Source organism: Ferrovibrio sp., assembly GCF_019636075.1.
In the GTDB taxonomy this organism is placed as follows: domain Bacteria; phylum Pseudomonadota; class Alphaproteobacteria; order Ferrovibrionales; family Ferrovibrionaceae; genus Ferrovibrio.
This window is the reverse complement of the sequence record NZ_JAHBYG010000047.1, coordinates 1-17,182: the sequence shown is the minus strand read 5'-3', so window position 1 is coordinate 17,182 and position 17,182 is coordinate 1. Positions and strand designations below refer to the sequence as shown.

Sequence of the window (17,182 nt, the reverse complement as noted above, 5' to 3'; positions counted from 1 at the left end):
CCCGGCATCAGCGCGTCTCCAGTTTTTCCAGCAGGATGACCGAGCCGGCAACCGCGATCACGATCAACCCTTGAATCACCAGGGTGAGGGCGGCCGGCACTTGCGCCATGATTTCCATCGAGATGCCGCCCGAGCGCAGAAAGCCGAAGAACAGCGCGCCGGCCAGCACGCCGATGGCCGAGCCGCGCGACAGCAGGCCGACCACCAAGCCATCGAAGCCATAGCCCGATGAGAAGCCGGCCTTAAGGTAATATTGCTCGCCCTGGATCATGATGGCGCCGGCCAGGCCGCCGAATGCACCGGCCATTGCCAGGGCCGAGATCAGCAGCAGGTTGCAAGGCATGCCGGCGCGGCGCGCGGCCAGTTCGTTCAGGCCCACGGCGCGCAGCTTGAGGCCGTAGGTGGAGCGGCTGAGCAGGATGGCGGTGAAGATCGCCGCCACCACGCAGATCGCCAGGCCGATATGCAGCGGCGATTCATCGAAGGGCGTCAGCGCCGGCAATTGCGCGGCCTCGGGGATCGGCAGCGATTCCGGCAGGGTGGAGGAAGACGTGCGCGGCTGACGCAGCAGGTTTTCCGATTGCACCGACCAGTAAACCAATAGCAGAGCGATGAAGCCGAGCAGCAAAGTGCTGATCACTTCATTGGTGCCGAAGCGCACTTTCAAATATCCGGCGGCGCCGCCCCAGGCCGCGCCGGCAACGCAGCCGGCCAGCATCGGCAGCAACACGGCCGGGCCCAGCGGCAAGCTTGCCACGCCGCCATGCAGGGCCATGGCAGTGGCCGCGATGCCGCCCATGGCGATCTGGCCTTCGCCGCCCACATTGGTGAGATTGGCACGAAAGGCGAGGATGAAGCCCAGGCCTACCAGGGCCAGGGCCACGGCGCGGTTGATCGAAGCGCCGATGGCAAAGGCCGAACCGAAGGCGCCATCCATGAAGGCTTCGATGGCATCGGCCACCGAGCGGCCGCTGATGGCGATCAACAGCAGGCCGATGACCAGCGCGGCCGCTGTGGCGCCCAGCGGCACCGCCAGTTGCAGCAGGCGCTTCAGCAATGCGTTGCGGTCCAGGCCGGCAGGCAAGGCTAGTGTGCTCATCAGGCATGCCCCGACATCAAGGCACCGATGGCCTCGCGTTGATCCGGTCGCGCCGGTTTTTCGCCCACCACCTTGCCGCGATACAGCACCAGGATCCGGTCGGATGCCGCGATCAATTCGTCCAGCTCGCTGGAAATCAGCAACACGCCTACGCCGCGCGAAGCAGCCAGGCGGATCTGCCGATACACGGCTTCCACCGCGCCGATATCCAGCCCGCGCGTGGGCTGGGCTGCCAACAGGAAAACCAGCGGATCGAGGGTGAGTTCGCGGCCAAGCACGGCCTTCTGCTGATTGCCGCCCGACAGGCTGCCGAAGGCGATTTCCGGCCCGGCGGCGCGCACATCGTAATCCTGCATCAGGCCCTTGGCAGCCTCGGTGAGGGCTGTGCGGTTGAGCAGGCCGAAGCGGGTGAATTGCCCAAGCTTGTTGAGGAAGATGTTTTCCGCCAGGCTCATGCCGGTAACGCAGGCCACGGCATGGCGATCTTCGGGCACGATGCCGGCGCCTTGTGCAGTGATCTGCGCGGCGCTGGCATGGGTCATCTCGGCTTCACCGATGAAGAAGCGGCCAGATGTAGGCGGCGACAAGCCTGCCAGCACGCGGCCCAACTCGGTCTGTCCGTTGCCTTCCACGCCGGCCAGCCCCACCACTTCGCCCGGCGCGATTTCCAGCGTGAAATTATCCAGCCGCACCGCGCCGCCGGCATCGCGCACGGTGATGCCATCGCAAACCAGGGCGTATTTATGCGGGCCATCGCCCTGTTTTTCGGCGCGTGCGATGCCGGCCAGACTGCTGGCCAGGGCGCTTTCCAGCGACGTGACCTCGCGGCCCACCATGGCGCGCACCAGATCGCCCATCTGCGTGCCCTGCATGGGCAGGCTGGTGACCAGCTTGCCGCCGCGCAGCACACTCACCCGGTCGGCCACCTTGGCGATTTCGGCCAGTTTATGCGTCACCAGAATCACCGCGCGGCCATCGTCGGCCACCCGGCGCACGATATCCAGCAAGGCGCCGATCTCTTCCGGCGGCAGCACGGCGGTGGGTTCGTCCAGCACCAGCAGGCGCGGTTCGCGCATCAGGCATTTCACGATTTCCACGCGCTGGCGTTCGCCCACCGACAATTCGCCCACGATGGCATCGGGATTCACATCCAGGCCGAATTTGGCGGTCATGGCGCGGATCAGCGCGGCCTGCTCGCGGTGGCGCAACCGGCCGCGGGCCTGGCCCAGCATCAGGTTTTCCACCACGCTCATGCGCGGCACCACGCTGAAATGCTGGTGCACCATGGCGATGCCGCTTTGCAGGGCCTCGGCCGGGCCCGATGGCGACCATTCGCGGCCCTGAAAGCGCATCAGCCCGGTATCGGGTGCGTGGCTGCCGAAAATCAGATTGCACAAGGTGGATTTGCCGGCGCCGTTTTCGCCCAGCAGGCAATGCACTTCGCCGGCCTTGAAATCCAGCGATATCTCGCTCAGCGCCTGCAATTTGCCGAAGCGCTTGGACACGCCCTCGAGCGCCAGCAGCGGGCGGCCTTCCGCCGCCCGCGCCGTGTCGATGGTTATATCGGCTGCTGCGCCCATCGCGCGGCGCGCCTGGCGATCAGGCTTCCAGCACCTTGATGGTGCCGGCCAGGATATCCTTCTTGATGGCCTCCAGCTTGGCCAGTTGATCGGGCTTTAGCAGGCCGCCGCAGATGGCGATATCCGAAGCCTTCGGGCCCATGGCAAGGCCGAAGGGCTTGAATTCCGGCGCCCATGTGCCAGCCACCGCCTGTTCGATGGCATATTCCACCTGGAAGCCCACGCCAGTGATGGAATAGGCGATATAGAGCGGATCGGTGCCGCAGCGGTTGGTGTAGCTGCCGATGATCTTGGTGTTTTTTTCGCGCGCGGCCTGTTCCATACCGCGCAGGCCGAGATTGAGGATGTGGTAATGCACATCGGCGCCCTGGGCGATGGCGGCCAGCGTGGCTTCTTTGGATTTCGCCACGTCGTCGAAATCGCCGGTGTAATTCTCGAAATACTTGATGGCGGGATTGATGTATTTGGCGCCGTTGCCGAACTCCTTGCCGGTATTCACGATCGCCGGAATCTCCAGGCCGCCGACATAAGAGACCGCGCCGTTTTTCGACAGCATGGCGGCAGCCGCGCCGGCCACGAAACCGATCTCGGCCTGGCGCACATCGTAAGACGATACATTGGCCGGTTTGGCTGCATCCTTGTTGCCGCCCACGATGGCGAATTTCACCTTGGAGAAGCGCGGCGCCACCTTGAAGACCGACCCTTGCGTCTGCCCGCCGACGCCGATCACCATCTGATTCTTGCCGGCCAGGGCCACCAGCACCTGCTCCATGTCGCCGAACTTCACGTTCTCGATGAACTGCACCTTGATCTTGCCGCCGAACTTGGCTTCCGCTGCCTTCAGGCCGTCATAGCCGCTTTCCATCCAGCCCTTGTCGGATTTGGAACCCGGGATCAGCACGCCCACGGTAAGCGGACCGGCGGCGCGGGCGATATACGGCATGCCCACGGCACCGCCGAGGATGCCCAGTCCGGCCGCAGCCGCGCTGCCCTTGAGAAAGTCACGACGATCGAAGCCAGCCATGTTGCCCCCATTTGGTTTGGCCGAGGAATGATGCATATGACTGCTAAGCAACGCCCATGCCATCGCCTGGAATGCAACTGAAGCAGCGGAATTACATGGCTTTTCCATTGTGTGCATAAACTTTGGAACGACAGGCGGATCGACTGATGGATGCCGTATTGAAACGCATACGTCCAAAATTTAGGCATTAAAAGCTCGCTGCATGCATGAAATGCCAGGGATTCCGCTGGCAAAGGTTTTGCTTATCCTTCTTGCGGTACTGGCATCCGAAGGAGCGGACAGATGGCCAAGGCGGGTAAAGCGGGCGGCAAAACGAAAGCAGGCAAGGCGAGGACATTAAAGCCGCTGGGCGCCAAGCTGGCGGGGTACAAATGGGGGGCCAGCGCCAAGCATGTCGATATGGCCACATCGCCCATGCCGGTGCGTGCGCTGGATGTCCGCGCCGCGCCGCAGAATGTCACCATCGATCTGAACCGCACGGCGATCATCGTGATCGACATGCAGAATGATTTCTGCGCCAAGGGCGGCTGGGTGGATCATCTGGGCGCCGATTACACGCCGGACCGCGCGCCGATCAAACCGTTGCAGAAATTGTTGCCGGTGCTGCGCGGGGCGGGCGTGCCGGTGATCTGGGTGAATTGGGGCAACCGGCCAGACCTGGCCAATATGCCGCCCAACCAGATCCATCTCTACAAGCCCAGCGGCACCGGCATCGGCCTGGGCGAACCATTGCCCGGCAGCGGCGCCCATGTGCTGGAAAAGGATAGCTGGGCGGCAGCGGTGGTGGATGAACTCGAGCAGAAGCCCGGCGATATCAAGGTGGACAAGTATCGCATCAGCGGCTTCTGGGATACGCCGCTGGATAGCATCCTGCGCAACCTGGATATCCGCAGCATTCTGTTCGCCGGCGTCAACACCGATCAATGCGTGCTGCACAGCCTGACGGATGCGAATTTCCTGGGCTATGGCTGCGTGCTGGTGGAGGATTGCTGCGCCACCACCTCGCCGGATTTCTGCACGCAGGCCACGGTGTGGAACGTGAAGAAATGCTTCGGCTTCGTCACCGATTCAAAGAAACTGTTGAAGGCGCTGGCCGGCTGATTCAGTTCGAGTTCGCCGGCTCGCACTCAGTTCGAGTTCGCCGGCTCACGCTTAATTCGAGTTCGCCGGCTCACGGTGATCCAGCTTGGCGGCGAATTGCTCGAACAATTCGCTCACGCAGCGCGCCACGGTGCGCTGGTGGTTGTCGTTGAGCTGGTCGGCGGCGCGCATGCACAGATCGGCGAATTTGCGGGCAAGAGCCACCGCGTCGCGATTGCTTTCGGCGCGTACGTCCTCGAACACAGTGAGGATATAGTCGCGGGTCTGGTTGCTTTCGTAATGCGTGACCGGCCGCTCGCCCATCAGCGAGTCCAGCATGGCATTGAAGGTCTGCGAGGTATCGATGGCGATGCTGGCCAGAATCTTCTCGATCCGCTCGTTATCCTTGGGCGAGACATGGCGGCGCGGATCGGCTTCGCTGCCAGACCTGGCAGCGGCCATCGGTGCGGATTGAGAGCCGGTCTGGGAGGAGGAGCGGGGCCACATCGCATTCACCTTGAAAAATCACTGACGCTAGAATAGCGATGCCATCCTAGCACGGTGCGCGATGTAATTGGAAAGGATTCATGCCCGGCATGAAGGGCGGGGACGGTCATGAAAGGCTGGCCGGCGGGCAGCATGCCCGCCGGAAACCACGGAAATCTTAGTTAATGACTTCCTTGGCGGCCCGGATCAGGCTGTCTACATGCCAGCCCTGGAACAGCCGGATACCGGCAGCCTGGCCGGCGCGCAGGGCTTCGTCGCTTTCGCAACGGGCCATGATCACGCGGTTCGGATCGGCATCGGTGATCCGGTGCTGAATGTCCTTCGAGACCCAATCGTCGTGATGGTCCTTGAAGTAAAACAGCTTGATGAAGTCGGCGCGCAGTTCCTTGCGGCCGAACAGGCCCAGCAGGTCTGGCGTGATGCCGTCGATCAGAATGCGGTAGCCGCTATTCTGCAGGAATTCGCAGGCCAGCAGATATTCGTTGTAATCCCAGAAAACATCCCAGCGCTGCAGTTCAACGATGATCTGCTCTTTCTTGAGGATGTTGCCGATGCGGGAGTCGAAATCGCGGAATTGATCCGACAGCACGGTGGAAACATTCAGATTGATGCTGAATGGGCCGCTGTTGCGGGTGACATAGCCATCCAGCAGGGCGCGGAATACACGGCTGTCGAGCGTGCGGGTAAGGTATTGGAACAGCGCACGCGAGCCGCGCAGGTTCACATTCGGCGCAATGGCCTGGCGCAGATCGTTCACGCCCACGAATATTTCCTGGAAGATCGGCTTGGGCGGCTGGTTGCCAAACACCACGCAGATCGGCTGGCGCTTCATGAAGGTGGTTACGTCGGCTTTCTTGAGGATGTCCTCGATCTGCTGCAGGGCAGCAGGGGTCATCGGCACGCCGTCGGTGGCGCCGGCACCGGTGCCGGCCTTGGCCAGCAGGCGCTTGCGGCGCTCGGAAAATACGCGGAAGCGCTGGGCAATGGAATCCATCCATTCCTGCAGCTCATCCAGGTTATTATCGAAACGATACCAGCGAACGGCGTTTTCCGCCTCTTCGGGCGTCAGGCCGATGGCAACGTTGTTGCGGGTCAGCACATCGTCGACTTCCAGCACCATCTTTTCGAAGCTTTGCTCGAAAAAGCGTTCGGAAAGCCGGGCGAACAGCACGATGCTGTAGTCATGCAGCGTGTAATAGCTGCCTTCGTATTTCGACATCAGCGAACGGATGGCATGCACTACGATATTGTAGCTTTCCCGGTTCCGCTCGAAATTCTTCGGGTTGACGAACTGCATGATCGCGCAGATGCGGCCGCCGAACACCTTGCCACGGACGATACGATCGTAGTCCGTGAACATCTTTTCGTCGTCTGACGCCGGTGTGTTATTGGCAACTTCGCTCATCTACGCTGCCGCTCTTTCTCCAAAAATTAAGCCCGCATCCGCTTTCTGCCACGAAAAATCGGGCAGATGGTTAGGGGCCTCCCTGCAAACACTATGACAAATTATGGCTTTCTGAAAAAGCCGCTTGCTTGGTTAATAGCCCCCTACTCGCTAATAAATCCTTACCACTGCACGATTTTGTGACAATTGGCACAGTCTCCAAGCGGCCACAATTTAAAATCCCGGTATACCTTAAGGCAACCATTGCCAGAGGTTGATTACGACTTTTTCGCCTGGTTGCGGCGTTCCGCCAGGGCCTCTGCGGTGTCGATATCGCTCAGGATGCCGGCTTCCTCGCAGGCCACTTCGCAAATCCGCTCCGGGAATTCGCCCAGCAGCTTCCGGGCCCCGGCATCGCCGCTCAGCGTTTTCAGCCGGGGCAGGAATTCCGCCCCCCACAGCACCGGGTTGCCCCATTTGCTGCCGATCACCGGCAGGCAGATGGCGCGGCCTTCGGTTGGGTTGAAGGCGGTGATCAGGCGCTCCAGCACGGTTGTGGAAACATCCGGCATGTCGCCCAGGCAAACCAGCACGCCATCCAGGTCGGCGGGCAGGGCATTCAACCCAGCCACCAGGGAAGAGGCCAGGCCCTGGGCGTAATCGGGATTATGCGCGAAACGCAGATCGGCCGGGTTGCCGGCAGCCTGCTGGATTTGCTCGGCCAAATGACCGGTCACCACCACGACGGGCCTGGCCTCCGAGGCCATCACCTGATCAACCACATGGCGCAGGATCGGTTTGCCATCCAGATCGGCCAGCAGCTTGTTGCCGCCCTGCATGCGGCTGGACAGGCCGGCGGCCAGAATCAGCGCACCGACTTTCGGTCTGCGCTGGATGGCGGGGGCGGCCTTTTTTGCAGGATCTCGTGGCATCGGTCTGGTCGGGATTTCCTTCAGCAGGCCGCCGGCCCCCATGCGCATGATATCGGCGCGGTTCACCTGCAGCCCGGCGCACAGCCTTTGCAACACCCAGTCGAAGCCATTCAGCTTGGGCGAACGCGCACAGCCCGGCACACCCAGCACCGGCACGTCGTTCAACCTGCCCACCAGCAGCAGATTGCCGGGATCCACTGGCATACCGAAATGCTCCACCACGCCGCCACTGCGGATGATGCCGGCCGGCACCACATCGCGGCGATCCACGATGGCGCTGCCGCCCACCACCAGGATCGGCGAAAACCCGGCTCCATGCAGGGTTGATACCGCCTCGGCAACGGCGGCTTCGGTATGGGCGCAGATGCGGGTTTCGCCAAGGCTGCTGCCCAATTGGCGCAGGCGTTCGCGCATCACGGCTTCGGTCTTGGCCAGCACGCTGTCCTTGGTATCGGCCACGCGGGTCAGCACCAGGCCGACAGTGCAGGCGCGGAATTGCGCCACGCGCACCAGCGGCGTTGTTTCGGCGGCAATCGCGGCGGCCTGCTGCACGGCATCGCGCGGCGCGGCGAAGGGAATGATCTTCACGGTGGCCAGCATCTGTCCGGCTTCCACCACATCGAAGGCAGGCAGGGTAGCGATGGTCACCGCTTCGTCGATCAGGTTCAGCGCATCCACCCGCGCCGTATCCACCACCAGCAGGCCGGCGGCTTCGGCATAAAGATTGGCGCGTCCGGTGAAGGCTGCGGTCATGCGGGTGCCTGCGCCGCAGGCGGCTTCGGCGATAAAGGCTGCGGCTTCATCCTCGGGCATGTCGTCATTGCCAAGGCGGGCGGCATATATCGTGTCGATACCCGCAGCCAGCAGGGTGTCGATATCCTGCTGGCTCAGCAGGCGGCCTTTGCGGAAACGCTGCGCACCGGCATTCACGCCATGGCCCAGGATGGCGCCCAATGCGTCGCGTACCGGCAGCGGGCCGAAGAACATGCCTTACGCCTCTTGTGCGCTTTTTTGCTGGCGCAAAGCTTGGGTCATTTGTGCCAGGATCGAGATGGCAATCTCGGCGGGCGATTTGGCGCCGATGGAAAGGCCTACGGGGCCGTTGATGCGTGCGAAATCATCCGGCCCGAAGCCGGCGGCGGTCAGCCGTTCGATACGCGCAGCATGGGTCTTCTTGCTGCCCAGTGCGCCGATATAGAAGGCATCGGATTTGAGCGCGGCCTGCAGGGCGGGATCATCCACTTTCGGATCATGGGTCAGCGTTACAACGGCGGTGCGCAGATCGGGCTTCAATGCGGCCATCGCTTCGTCGGGCCAGTCGTTCGACAAGGCAACGCCGGGAAACCGCTCGGCATTGCCGAAAGCGCTGCGCGGATCGATCACGGCCACTTCATAGCCGGTCAGCCGCGCCATCGGTACCAGGGCCTGGGCGATATGCACGGCGCCCACCAGGATCAGCCGCAGCGGCGGATTGAACACATTCAGGAAAAGCGGGCCCTGCTCGGTTTCCACCGTGCGCGGCTTGTCTTCCAGCAATGCGGCGCGCGCCGCTTCGCCGATACGCGGATCGAGATCCTTCAAGCCTTGCTTGCCCACCAGATAGAGCAGGCGCTGTTCGCCGGTTTTCAGAAACGTGGCTAACACAACGGGGCGCTTGGCGGCGCGGTCGGCCTGTAGCTGTTCAAGGAGTGTCGACTGCATGGCTCAGTTCTCCGATGGCATGGTTCAGGCCAGCTTTTCGACGAAAATCTGAATTTTGCCGCCGCAGGCCAGGCCGACTTCCCAGGCCTGGGCATCCGATACGCCGAAATCCAGCAGGCGCGGCTTGCCATCCTGGATCGCATCAAGGCCTTCGGTCACCACGGCGCCCTCGATGCAGCCGCCGGAAACCGAACCGACGAAATTGCCATCCTCGTCCACCGCAAGCTGGCTGCCGACGGGGCGCGGGGCCGAGCCCCAGGTGGTGACCACTGTGGCCAGTGCCACGCCCTTGCCGGATTTGCGCCAAGTCTGGGCCTGGTTCAGCGGATCGACATCGATATCGCTCATTTGCTCATCCTTTGCAGGTTCTGCTTCAGGCGGTTGCCGAAATCGTTGGCGCCATTCAGGGCCTGCGCCAATTCGGCCATGGACGTGAGATTGTGTATCGGGCGGAAATCGTCAACATGCGGCAGGATGGCGCGGATGCCTTGGGCCTTCGGTTCGAAACCATCCCAGCGCAACAGCGGATTCAGCCAGATCAGCCGCTTACAGGATTTGTGCAGGCGTTCCATCTCATGCGCAAGGCCGCTGCCGCCCTCGCGGTCCAGCCCATCGGTCAGCATCAGCACAACCGCGCCCTGGCCCAGCACGCGGCGCGACCAGTATCGGTTGAATTCTTCCAGCGTGCCGCCGATACGCGTGCCGCCCGACCAATCAGGCACTTTTTCGCCGACATCGCGCAACGCCTTGTCCACATCCTTCTGCCGCAGCATGCGGGTGATATTGGTCAGCCGGGTGCCGAACAGAAAGCTGTGCACGCGGGCGCGGTCGTTGCTCAGGTTATGCATGAAATGCAGAAACATGCGCGAATACTGGCTCATAGAGCCGGAAATATCGCATAGCACCACCAGGGGCGGCGGAAGCTCGCGCGGGCTTTCATGCAACAGCGGAATCGCCGCGCCGCCCAGGCGCAGGGAACGCCGCAGCGAGGCCCGCAGATTGATCCGCGTGCCGCGCGGGTTCAGTGCGTGGCGGCGGGTGCGATGCGGCGGGAAGGGCCAGGCAATGCGCGCCAGCGCGGCCTTGGCGGCAGCTACTTCCTCCGTACTCATATCGGCGAAATCCTTCTTCTGCAGCAATTCGCTGGCCGAGAAGGTGAGGGTGGCATCGATCTCGATTTCGTCCTCGCCCTTCTGCGGGCGCGGTTTGCCGTCGCGCCCCGGCATCATCGCCTGCTGCAAGCGCTGCGACAGCGCATTGCGCTCCGGCTCGGCCATGCCCGGCGCTTCCGGCAGCATCATATGCAGCATGCGTTCGAGGATTTTCGGATCGCGCCAGAAAATGTGGAAGGCCTGATCGAATAATTCGCGTTGATCGCGGCGGTTTACCAGCACCGAGAACAGCGCCCAGTACAGATCGCTGCGGTGCTGGATGCCGGCGCATTCCACCGCGCGTACCGCATCCAGCGATTTGCCGGGGCCCAGCGGCAGGCCGGCAGCCCGCAGCATGCGCACGAAATGCACGATGTTTTCAGCGAAACGCCCACCGCTGGGAACGGCTTCCGGCACCACATCCATGGCCTACAGGCCCGCCAATTCCTGCTGCACCTGGCGCAGCAGGGCGGCAGCCTCGCTGCCCTGCATCTTGGCGATATCGTCCTGATACTTGAGCAAGACGCCGAGCGTGTTGTCGATGGTTTCGGGATCCAGCGCCACCTTGTCGAGGAAGGTCAGCGCACGGGTCCAGTCGATGGTTTCGGCCACGCCGGGCAGCTTGAACAGCTCGGCATTGCGCAGGCCTTGCACGAAGGCCACGATTTCGCGCGACAGGCGTTCCGGCACGCCCGGCACCTTGCGCTTCAGGATGGCGAGTTCGCGTTCGGCGGACGGGTAATCCACCCAGTAATACAGGCAGCGGCGCTTCAGCGCGTCGTGGATTTCACGGGTGCGGTTGGAGGTCACGATCACGATCGGCGGCGTTTCGGCCTTTACCGCGCCAAGCTCGGGGATGGTGATCTGGAAATCGGAGAGCACTTCCAGCAGATACGCTTCGAAAGGTTCGTCGGTGCGGTCCAGTTCGTCGATCAGCAGCACCGGCGGGCCTTCCAGGCCGGATTGCAGGGCCTGCAGAAGTGGTCGCTCGATCAGGAAGTCGCGGCTGAAGATATCGGCGGCGATGCGGCCGCGATCCTGCTCGCCGGCGGCTTCGGCCAGACGGATTTCAAGCATCTGGCGGGGATAGTTCCATTCATACACGGCAGAGGAGAGGTCCAACCCCTCATAACATTGCAGGCGCACCAGGCCGCGGTTCAGGGTCTGGGCTAGCACCTTGGCAATTTCGGTCTTGCCCACGCCGGCCTCGCCTTCGAGAAACAGCGGCCGGCCCATCTTCAGGGCCAGGAACAGGCTGGTGGCCAGGGCTCGGTCGGCAACATAGTCGCCCTGCTCGAGGAGTTTTTCGACGGCTTCGATGGAGCTGGGCAGGTCGGACATGCGGCACTCGATGTGGGGCAGCGGCCGAATAAGGACTATGCCAGGACCGTAAAGGCCGCGAAACCGGGATTTATCGGGTTGCGTTGAGTAAACAGGCTGCGGAATGATTGGAGGTCCGGGCCGGAATTGAACCGGCGTACGCGGATTTGCAGTCCGCTGCGTAGCCACTCCGCCACCGGACCTCGAAAAACCCCGTCGGCCAACGCGTGGGCTCTTGTAGGGGCAGGCGGGATATGGGTCAAGCCTTGCCGGGGGCTTGCCGGGGGCTTGCCGGGGGCTTGCCGGCCAGGCGGCAGCTTGGCCAGCGGCCTGTGATGCCTTTGGCCAACGGCTTGTGATGCCTTTGGCCAGCGGCCTGTGATGAATGTCACACTCGGGCCGGCGAAGTCGTTCAAGCAACGATTGTTTTCGCTGCATTGCGGCATTATAAAGCCAACTGGTTGCTAGAATTTCCGGAGCGGATTCGTCCCATGGCTTCTGCTGATCGACTTTACGCCGAAGCGCGGCGCCAGATGGTGTTGACGCAGCTCCTGCCCAGCAAGGTGATCGACGAGCGCGTGATTGCGGCCATGCAGATGGTGCCGCGTGAGGAATTCGTGCCCAAGGCCTATCGCGGCGTGGCTTACATGGATGAAGACATTGCCGTTTCATCCGGCCGCTGGCTGATGGAGCCGCTGGTGCTGGCCCGTCTGCTGCAGGAAGCCGATATCTCGGATAGCGATGTGGCCCTGGCCGTGGGCCCGGCCAGCGGCTACGACCTTGCGGTTCTGGCCGGCTTGGCCAGTACGGCCATCGGCCTGGAAAGCGATGCTGCCCTGGCGGCCTCTGCCAGCCAGACCCTGGCCAAGCTGGGCCTGGACAATGCCCCGGTGATCGAAGGCCCGCTGGCCGCCGGTCTGGCCAAGCAGGGACCGTATGACGTGATTCTGCTGTGCGGCGCGGTGCCGGAAATCCCCGATGCGCTGAAGCAGCAATTGGCCGAGGGTGGCCGCTTGGTGGGCGTTGTACGTCCGGCCGGGGCCCCGATCGGCCGGGCCGTGTATGTGAAGCGCACAGGAAACAGCTTCGCCGAGCGTGAAATATTCGATGCCGGCACGCATCCGCTGCCGGGTTTCGAGCGTCCCGCCGGCTTCGTGTTCTGAGTATCATGGCCGAAGCACCGATCGATATTACGGTCGAGGACTTGAAGCAGTTGCGCGACAGTCAGGCGGATATCGCCGTGCTGGATGTGCGCGAAGGCTGGGAATTGGAGATTTGTTCGCTGCCGGGCGCCGTGCATATCCCCCTGGGGGAATTGCCGGGCCGGGCGGGCGAATTGCCCAAAGTGGGCAAACTGGTGGTGATGTGCCATCGCGGCGGCCGCAGCCTGCGCGCCACGCAATGGCTGCGAGCCAACGGAGTTTCACACGCGGTTAACCTGGCTGGTGGTATCACTGCCTGGGCCGAGCGGGTGGAACCCGGCATGGCGGTCTACTGATATCTTTTCGGGGTAAGGGGCGAGGCGATGCGTAATTATCTGATGGCAGCCACCGGTCTGGTCGGGTTGATGCTGGCCGCCATGCCCGATGCCCGGGCGCAGCAGCTCAACGATGTGTTGGCCACGGCCTATTCCAACAATCCCACCTTGCTGGCGGCCCGCGCGTCGCTGCGTGCCACCGATGAAAGCGTGCCGCAGGCCTTGGCCGGCTGGCGCCCCACGGTTTCGCTGACGGGCGAGGCCGGTCGCTCTTTCGCCGATGCCCGGCCGCAGACCGCCGCCACCCAAGCCACGTCGTTGTCGCCTGCTTCGGTGGGTATCGCGGTGAGCCAGCCGCTGTATCGCGGCGGTCGCACCGAAGCCGCCACCGCCACGGCCGAAGCCGCCGTGCAGGCCAGCCGCCAGGATCTGGCCAGCACCGAACGCCGTGTGCTGCAGGATGCCGTCACGTCTTATATGGATGTGTTGCGCGATCAGGCCGTGCTGGAACTGACCCGTAATAACGAGCAGGTGCTGCGCCGCCAGTTGGAAGCCACCCGCGAGCGTTTCCGCGTTGGCGAGATCACCCGCACCGACGTGGCCCAGGCCGAATCCCGCCTCAGCCGCGCCACCGCCGACCGCATTTCTGCCGAAGGCGCGCTGGCCAGCAGCCGTGCGATTTTCGCCCGTATCGTGGGCGAACAGCCAGGCCAGCTTGTCCCGCCGCCGCCGCTGCCCACTTTGCCGACCAGCGAGACCGAGGCGGTGAGCCTGGGCGATCAGCAGAATCCCGATCTGCAGGCCGCTCAGTTCCGCGAATTGTCGGCGCGCAATGATGTGCGTGTCAGTTCCGGCGCGCTGTTGCCTTCGGTTTCGCTGAATGCCTCGGCCAATACCGCCCGCGAGCAATCCCGCGTGGATGCCATCACCGAAGGCGCTCGCGCCACCGTGCAGGTAAGCGTGCCGCTTTACGAAGCCGGCGGCGTTTACAGCCAGACCCGGCAGAAGAAGCAGGTTTACAACCAGCGCCGCATCCAGGTGGACGAGCAGCGCCGCGCTGTGCGTCAGGCCGTGGTTCAGGCTTGGGAAAATCTCAACACCGCGCGTTCCAACATCACCGCCCGCAAGGCGCAGGTGCAGGCCTCGCGTATCGCCCTGGATGGCGTGCAGCAGGAAGCCGAAGTGGGATCGCGCACCACGCTGGACGTGCTGGATGCCGAGCAGGAATACCTCGACGCCCAGGTGGCCCAGGTGCGGGCTGAGCGCGACGAATACGTTGCCGGCTTCGCCCTGCTGTCCTCGGTCGGCGGCCTCAGCGCCCGCAATCTGGGCCTGGCGGTGGACCTCTACGATCCGGCCGAGAACTACAACCGGGTGCGCGACCTCTGGTTCGGCACCGATGGCGGTCTCGACGTAGACTAAGGATCGGTCGATTATCGGGTGATTTCGACCGATTCGGTCCTTTAAACCAGGGAATCCAGGCAAATAAGCCTTAACCCGGTTTAACACTTCGGTTATCTTTCAGGCGCATATCTAAATTCAGGCGAGTCGAGTGATCGACCCGCCTGGCTTTGGCTGGTATGTGGTGGTCCCGAACCCTTCTTGCTGGCAAGGCCGTTTCAAGCCAGTCTGTTTCAGGGCTGAAAAAATCAAGACGGCGGGCAGTTGCCGCCGAAGGATACAGGCGAGGGTATGAGCGACCCCAAGGCAGGGCAGCAGAGCGAACCGACGATGGAGGAGATTCTCGCCTCCATCCGCCGAATTATTTCGGAGGATGGTGCCGAGCAGCCCGCCGCCGAGGCCGAAGCGCCGCCGCCGCCGCCCGCTCCAGAGCCGGAACCCGAACCCGCGCCGCTGCCTGAACCCGAGCCGGAACCCGAGCCCGAGCCGGAGCCGATGATGGCTGCGCCGGAGCCCGAGCCGGAGCCTGAACCCGAACCCGAGCCGGAGCCGGAACCCGAATACGAGGAACCGCCGCCGCCACCCCCGCCGCCGCCGCCCCCTCCGCCGCGGCCGCGCCGTCCGCCGCCACCGCCTCCGCCGCGCGAGGATATTCTCGACCTGACGGAAGTAATGCGCGACGACGATTACGAGGCTTTGGTTTCGCAGCCCACGGCACACCGGGCGGCTTCGCATCTTGGCGCCCTGACCGGCGCGGTTGCCGGCTCCCGCGCCATGGGGCTGGGCAACGGCCAGCGTACCCTTGAGGAACTGGTGAAGGAATTGCTGCGTCCGATGCTGAAGGAATGGCTGGACGCCCACCTCGCCACCATCGTACAGCGCATCGTAGAGCGCGAGGTGGCCCGCCTGACCATTCAGGCGGAAGAGGAGCAGGACCACCTCTGACCGTTCCGGCACAGGACTGAAGGGCGGACTAGACTGTCTGCCCTGGATGGTCTTTTATGCGCGTCCCGCATTCTCCCCGGAAGACTTGGCCCCCCGGAAGATTTGACCCTCAGAAGATTTGAGTTTTGACGATGTTGGACAAGACCTATCAGCCGCAATCCGTCGAGCAGCGCCTCTATGCCGCCTGGGAAAAGGCTGGCGCCTTCAAGCCTGCCGGCGATGGCAAGCCTTACACGATTGCGCTGCCGCCGCCGAATGTGACCGGCAGCCTGCATATCGGCCATGCCCTGAACCATACCTTGCAGGATGTGCTGATCCGTTTCGAGCGCATGCGCGGCCGCGCCGCCTTGTGGCAGCCCGGCACCGACCATGCCGGCATCGCCACCCAGATGGTGGTGGAGCGTTTGCTGGCTGGCGAACAGAAGAACCGCCACGACATGGGGCGCACCAAGTTCGTTGAACGGGTTTGGGAGTGGAAGGCGGAATCCGGCGGCATGATCACCGGCCAGCAGCGCCGGTTGGGCGAAAGCTGCGACTGGAGCCGTGAACGCTTCACCATGGACGAGGGCTTGAGCGCCGCCGTGCGCAAGGTGTTCGTCGAACTCTACCGCGAGGGCCTGATCTACAAGGATATGCGGCTGGTGAACTGGGATCCCAAGCTGCTTACCGCGATTTCCGATCTCGAAGTCGAGCAGCACGAGGTCACGAGCCATCTATGGTATTTCAAATATCCCATCGAGGGCCGGCCCGGCGAATTCATCACGGTCGCCACCACGCGGCCGGAGACCATGCTGGGCGATACCGGCATTGCCGTGCATCCCGAGGATGAGCGCTACAAGCACCTGATCGGGCAATATGCGCTGCTGCCGCTGGTGGGCCGGCGCATTCCCATTGTGGGCGACGACTATTCCGATCCTGAAAAGGGCAGCGGCGCGGTGAAGATCACGCCGGCGCATGACTTCAACGATTTCGAGGTCGGCAAGCGCCATAAGCTGGAGATGATCAACATCTTCGACAAGCATGCGCATCTGAATGAAAACGTGCCGGAAGCCTATCGTGGCCTGGAGCGTTTCAAGGCGCGCAAGCAGGTGGTGGCCGATCTGGAAGCCCTGGAGCTGGTCGAGAAGATCGAACCCAACACCCATATGGTGCCCCATGGCGACCGCAGCCAGGTGGTGATCGAACCCTGGCTCACCGAGCAATGGTATGTGAATGCCGAAGTGCTGGCGCGCCCGGCGATTGCGGCGGTGGAGAAGGGCGATATCCAGTTCGTGCCGAAGAGCTGGGAGAAGACCTATTTCGAATGGATGCGCAACATCCAGCCTTGGTGCATTTCGCGCCAGCTCTGGTGGGGCCATCAGATTCCGGCCTGGTACGGCCCCGACGGCAAGGTATTCGTCGCCTATTCGCTGGAAGAGGCTCAGGCCGATGCCATGCGCAATTACGGCGAAGCGGTTGAGCTGAAACAGGACGAGGATGTGCTCGATACCTGGTTCTCCTCGGCGCTGTGGCCGTTCTCCACATTGGGCTGGCCCGAACAGACCGATGTGCTGAAGAACCATTACCCCAACGATGCGCTGG

The 17,182-nt window shown here is 63.1% G+C and carries 16 protein-coding genes and 1 tRNA gene; 6 read left to right on the top strand and 11 right to left on the bottom strand.

Annotated elements, in window-relative coordinates:
• Positions 1 to 7: 7 nt before the first annotated feature.
• From KF827_RS16615 to KF827_RS16605, 3 genes are read right to left on the bottom strand one after another with little or no spacing between them, the layout of a single operon-like run.
• Entirely contained in the window at positions 8 to 1,099 is a 1,092-nt protein-coding gene (locus KF827_RS16615) for an ABC transporter permease (protein WP_291007746.1), read from the bottom strand.
• Complete coding sequence (locus KF827_RS16610) at positions 1,099 to 2,679, bottom strand: ABC transporter ATP-binding protein (protein ID WP_291007744.1); 1,581 nt, start codon at positions 2,677 to 2,679, stop codon at positions 1,099 to 1,101. The genes KF827_RS16615 and KF827_RS16610 overlap by 1 nt, the downstream gene beginning before the upstream one ends.
• Before the next feature lie 19 nt (positions 2,680 to 2,698).
• A complete protein-coding gene (locus KF827_RS16605; protein WP_291007742.1) occupies positions 2,699 to 3,703 on the bottom strand; it encodes a BMP family ABC transporter substrate-binding protein in 1,005 nt (334 codons plus the stop codon).
• 282 nt (positions 3,704 to 3,985) lie between these two features.
• Here KF827_RS16605 and KF827_RS16600 point away from each other — a divergent pair, with 282 nt between their 5' ends.
• Positions 3,986 to 4,804: a cysteine hydrolase gene (locus KF827_RS16600; protein ID WP_291007740.1), complete on the top strand. Its 819-nt coding sequence runs from the start codon at positions 3,986 to 3,988 to the stop codon at positions 4,802 to 4,804.
• Positions 4,805 to 4,855: 51 nt separating this feature from the next.
• Here the strand turns inward: KF827_RS16600 and KF827_RS16595 are convergent, their stop codons facing one another.
• The 8 genes from KF827_RS16595 to KF827_RS16560 all read right to left on the bottom strand — a co-directional run bounded on the left by KF827_RS16595 (position 4,856) and on the right by KF827_RS16560 (position 11,981).
• Positions 4,856 to 5,290: a hypothetical protein gene (locus KF827_RS16595; RefSeq protein WP_291007738.1), complete on the bottom strand. Its 435-nt coding sequence runs from the start codon at positions 5,288 to 5,290 to the stop codon at positions 4,856 to 4,858.
• A gap of 157 nt (positions 5,291 to 5,447) precedes the next feature.
• A complete protein-coding gene (locus KF827_RS16590; RefSeq protein ID WP_291007723.1) occupies positions 5,448 to 6,695 on the bottom strand; it encodes a hypothetical protein in 1,248 nt (415 codons plus the stop codon).
• A gap of 257 nt (positions 6,696 to 6,952) precedes the next feature.
• Positions 6,953 to 8,593 carry a molybdopterin-binding/glycosyltransferase family 2 protein gene (locus KF827_RS16585; protein WP_291007721.1) on the bottom strand — a complete coding sequence of 547 codons (1,641 nt, stop codon included), beginning with the start codon at positions 8,591 to 8,593 and terminating at the stop codon, positions 6,953 to 6,955.
• 3 nt (positions 8,594 to 8,596) lie between these two features.
• Positions 8,597 to 9,307: an XdhC family protein gene (locus tag KF827_RS16580; RefSeq protein ID WP_291007719.1), complete on the bottom strand. Its 711-nt coding sequence runs from the start codon at positions 9,305 to 9,307 to the stop codon at positions 8,597 to 8,599.
• Between the two features lie 24 nt (positions 9,308 to 9,331).
• Entirely contained in the window at positions 9,332 to 9,655 is a 324-nt protein-coding gene (locus KF827_RS16575) for an XdhC family protein (RefSeq protein WP_291007717.1), read from the bottom strand.
• Complete coding sequence (locus KF827_RS16570; RefSeq protein WP_291007715.1) at positions 9,652 to 10,884, bottom strand: VWA domain-containing protein; 1,233 nt, start codon at positions 10,882 to 10,884, stop codon at positions 9,652 to 9,654. The genes KF827_RS16575 and KF827_RS16570 overlap by 4 nt, the downstream gene beginning before the upstream one ends.
• A gap of 3 nt (positions 10,885 to 10,887) precedes the next feature.
• Positions 10,888 to 11,799: a MoxR family ATPase gene (locus KF827_RS16565; RefSeq protein WP_291007713.1), complete on the bottom strand. Its 912-nt coding sequence runs from the start codon at positions 11,797 to 11,799 to the stop codon at positions 10,888 to 10,890.
• A gap of 108 nt (positions 11,800 to 11,907) precedes the next feature.
• A tRNA-Cys gene (locus KF827_RS16560) sits at positions 11,908 to 11,981 on the bottom strand.
• 288 nt (positions 11,982 to 12,269) lie between these two features.
• Here KF827_RS16560 and KF827_RS16555 point away from each other — a divergent pair.
• From KF827_RS16555 to KF827_RS16535, 5 genes are all read left to right on the top strand, one after another.
• On the top strand, positions 12,270 to 12,941 hold the full coding sequence (locus KF827_RS16555; RefSeq protein WP_291007711.1) for a protein-L-isoaspartate O-methyltransferase: 672 nt from the start codon (positions 12,270 to 12,272) through the stop codon (positions 12,939 to 12,941).
• A gap of 5 nt (positions 12,942 to 12,946) precedes the next feature.
• Entirely contained in the window at positions 12,947 to 13,276 is a 330-nt protein-coding gene (locus tag KF827_RS16550) for a rhodanese-like domain-containing protein (protein ID WP_291007710.1), read from the top strand.
• Between the two features lie 27 nt (positions 13,277 to 13,303).
• Complete coding sequence (locus KF827_RS16545) at positions 13,304 to 14,677, top strand: TolC family outer membrane protein (protein WP_291007709.1); 1,374 nt, start codon at positions 13,304 to 13,306, stop codon at positions 14,675 to 14,677.
• 270 nt (positions 14,678 to 14,947) lie between these two features.
• Positions 14,948 to 15,601: a DUF2497 domain-containing protein gene (locus KF827_RS16540; protein ID WP_291007708.1), complete on the top strand. Its 654-nt coding sequence runs from the start codon at positions 14,948 to 14,950 to the stop codon at positions 15,599 to 15,601.
• 131 nt (positions 15,602 to 15,732) lie between these two features.
• Positions 15,733 to 17,182: valine--tRNA ligase (locus KF827_RS16535; protein ID WP_291007706.1), on the top strand; the 1,450-nt coding region annotated here is incomplete at its 3' end.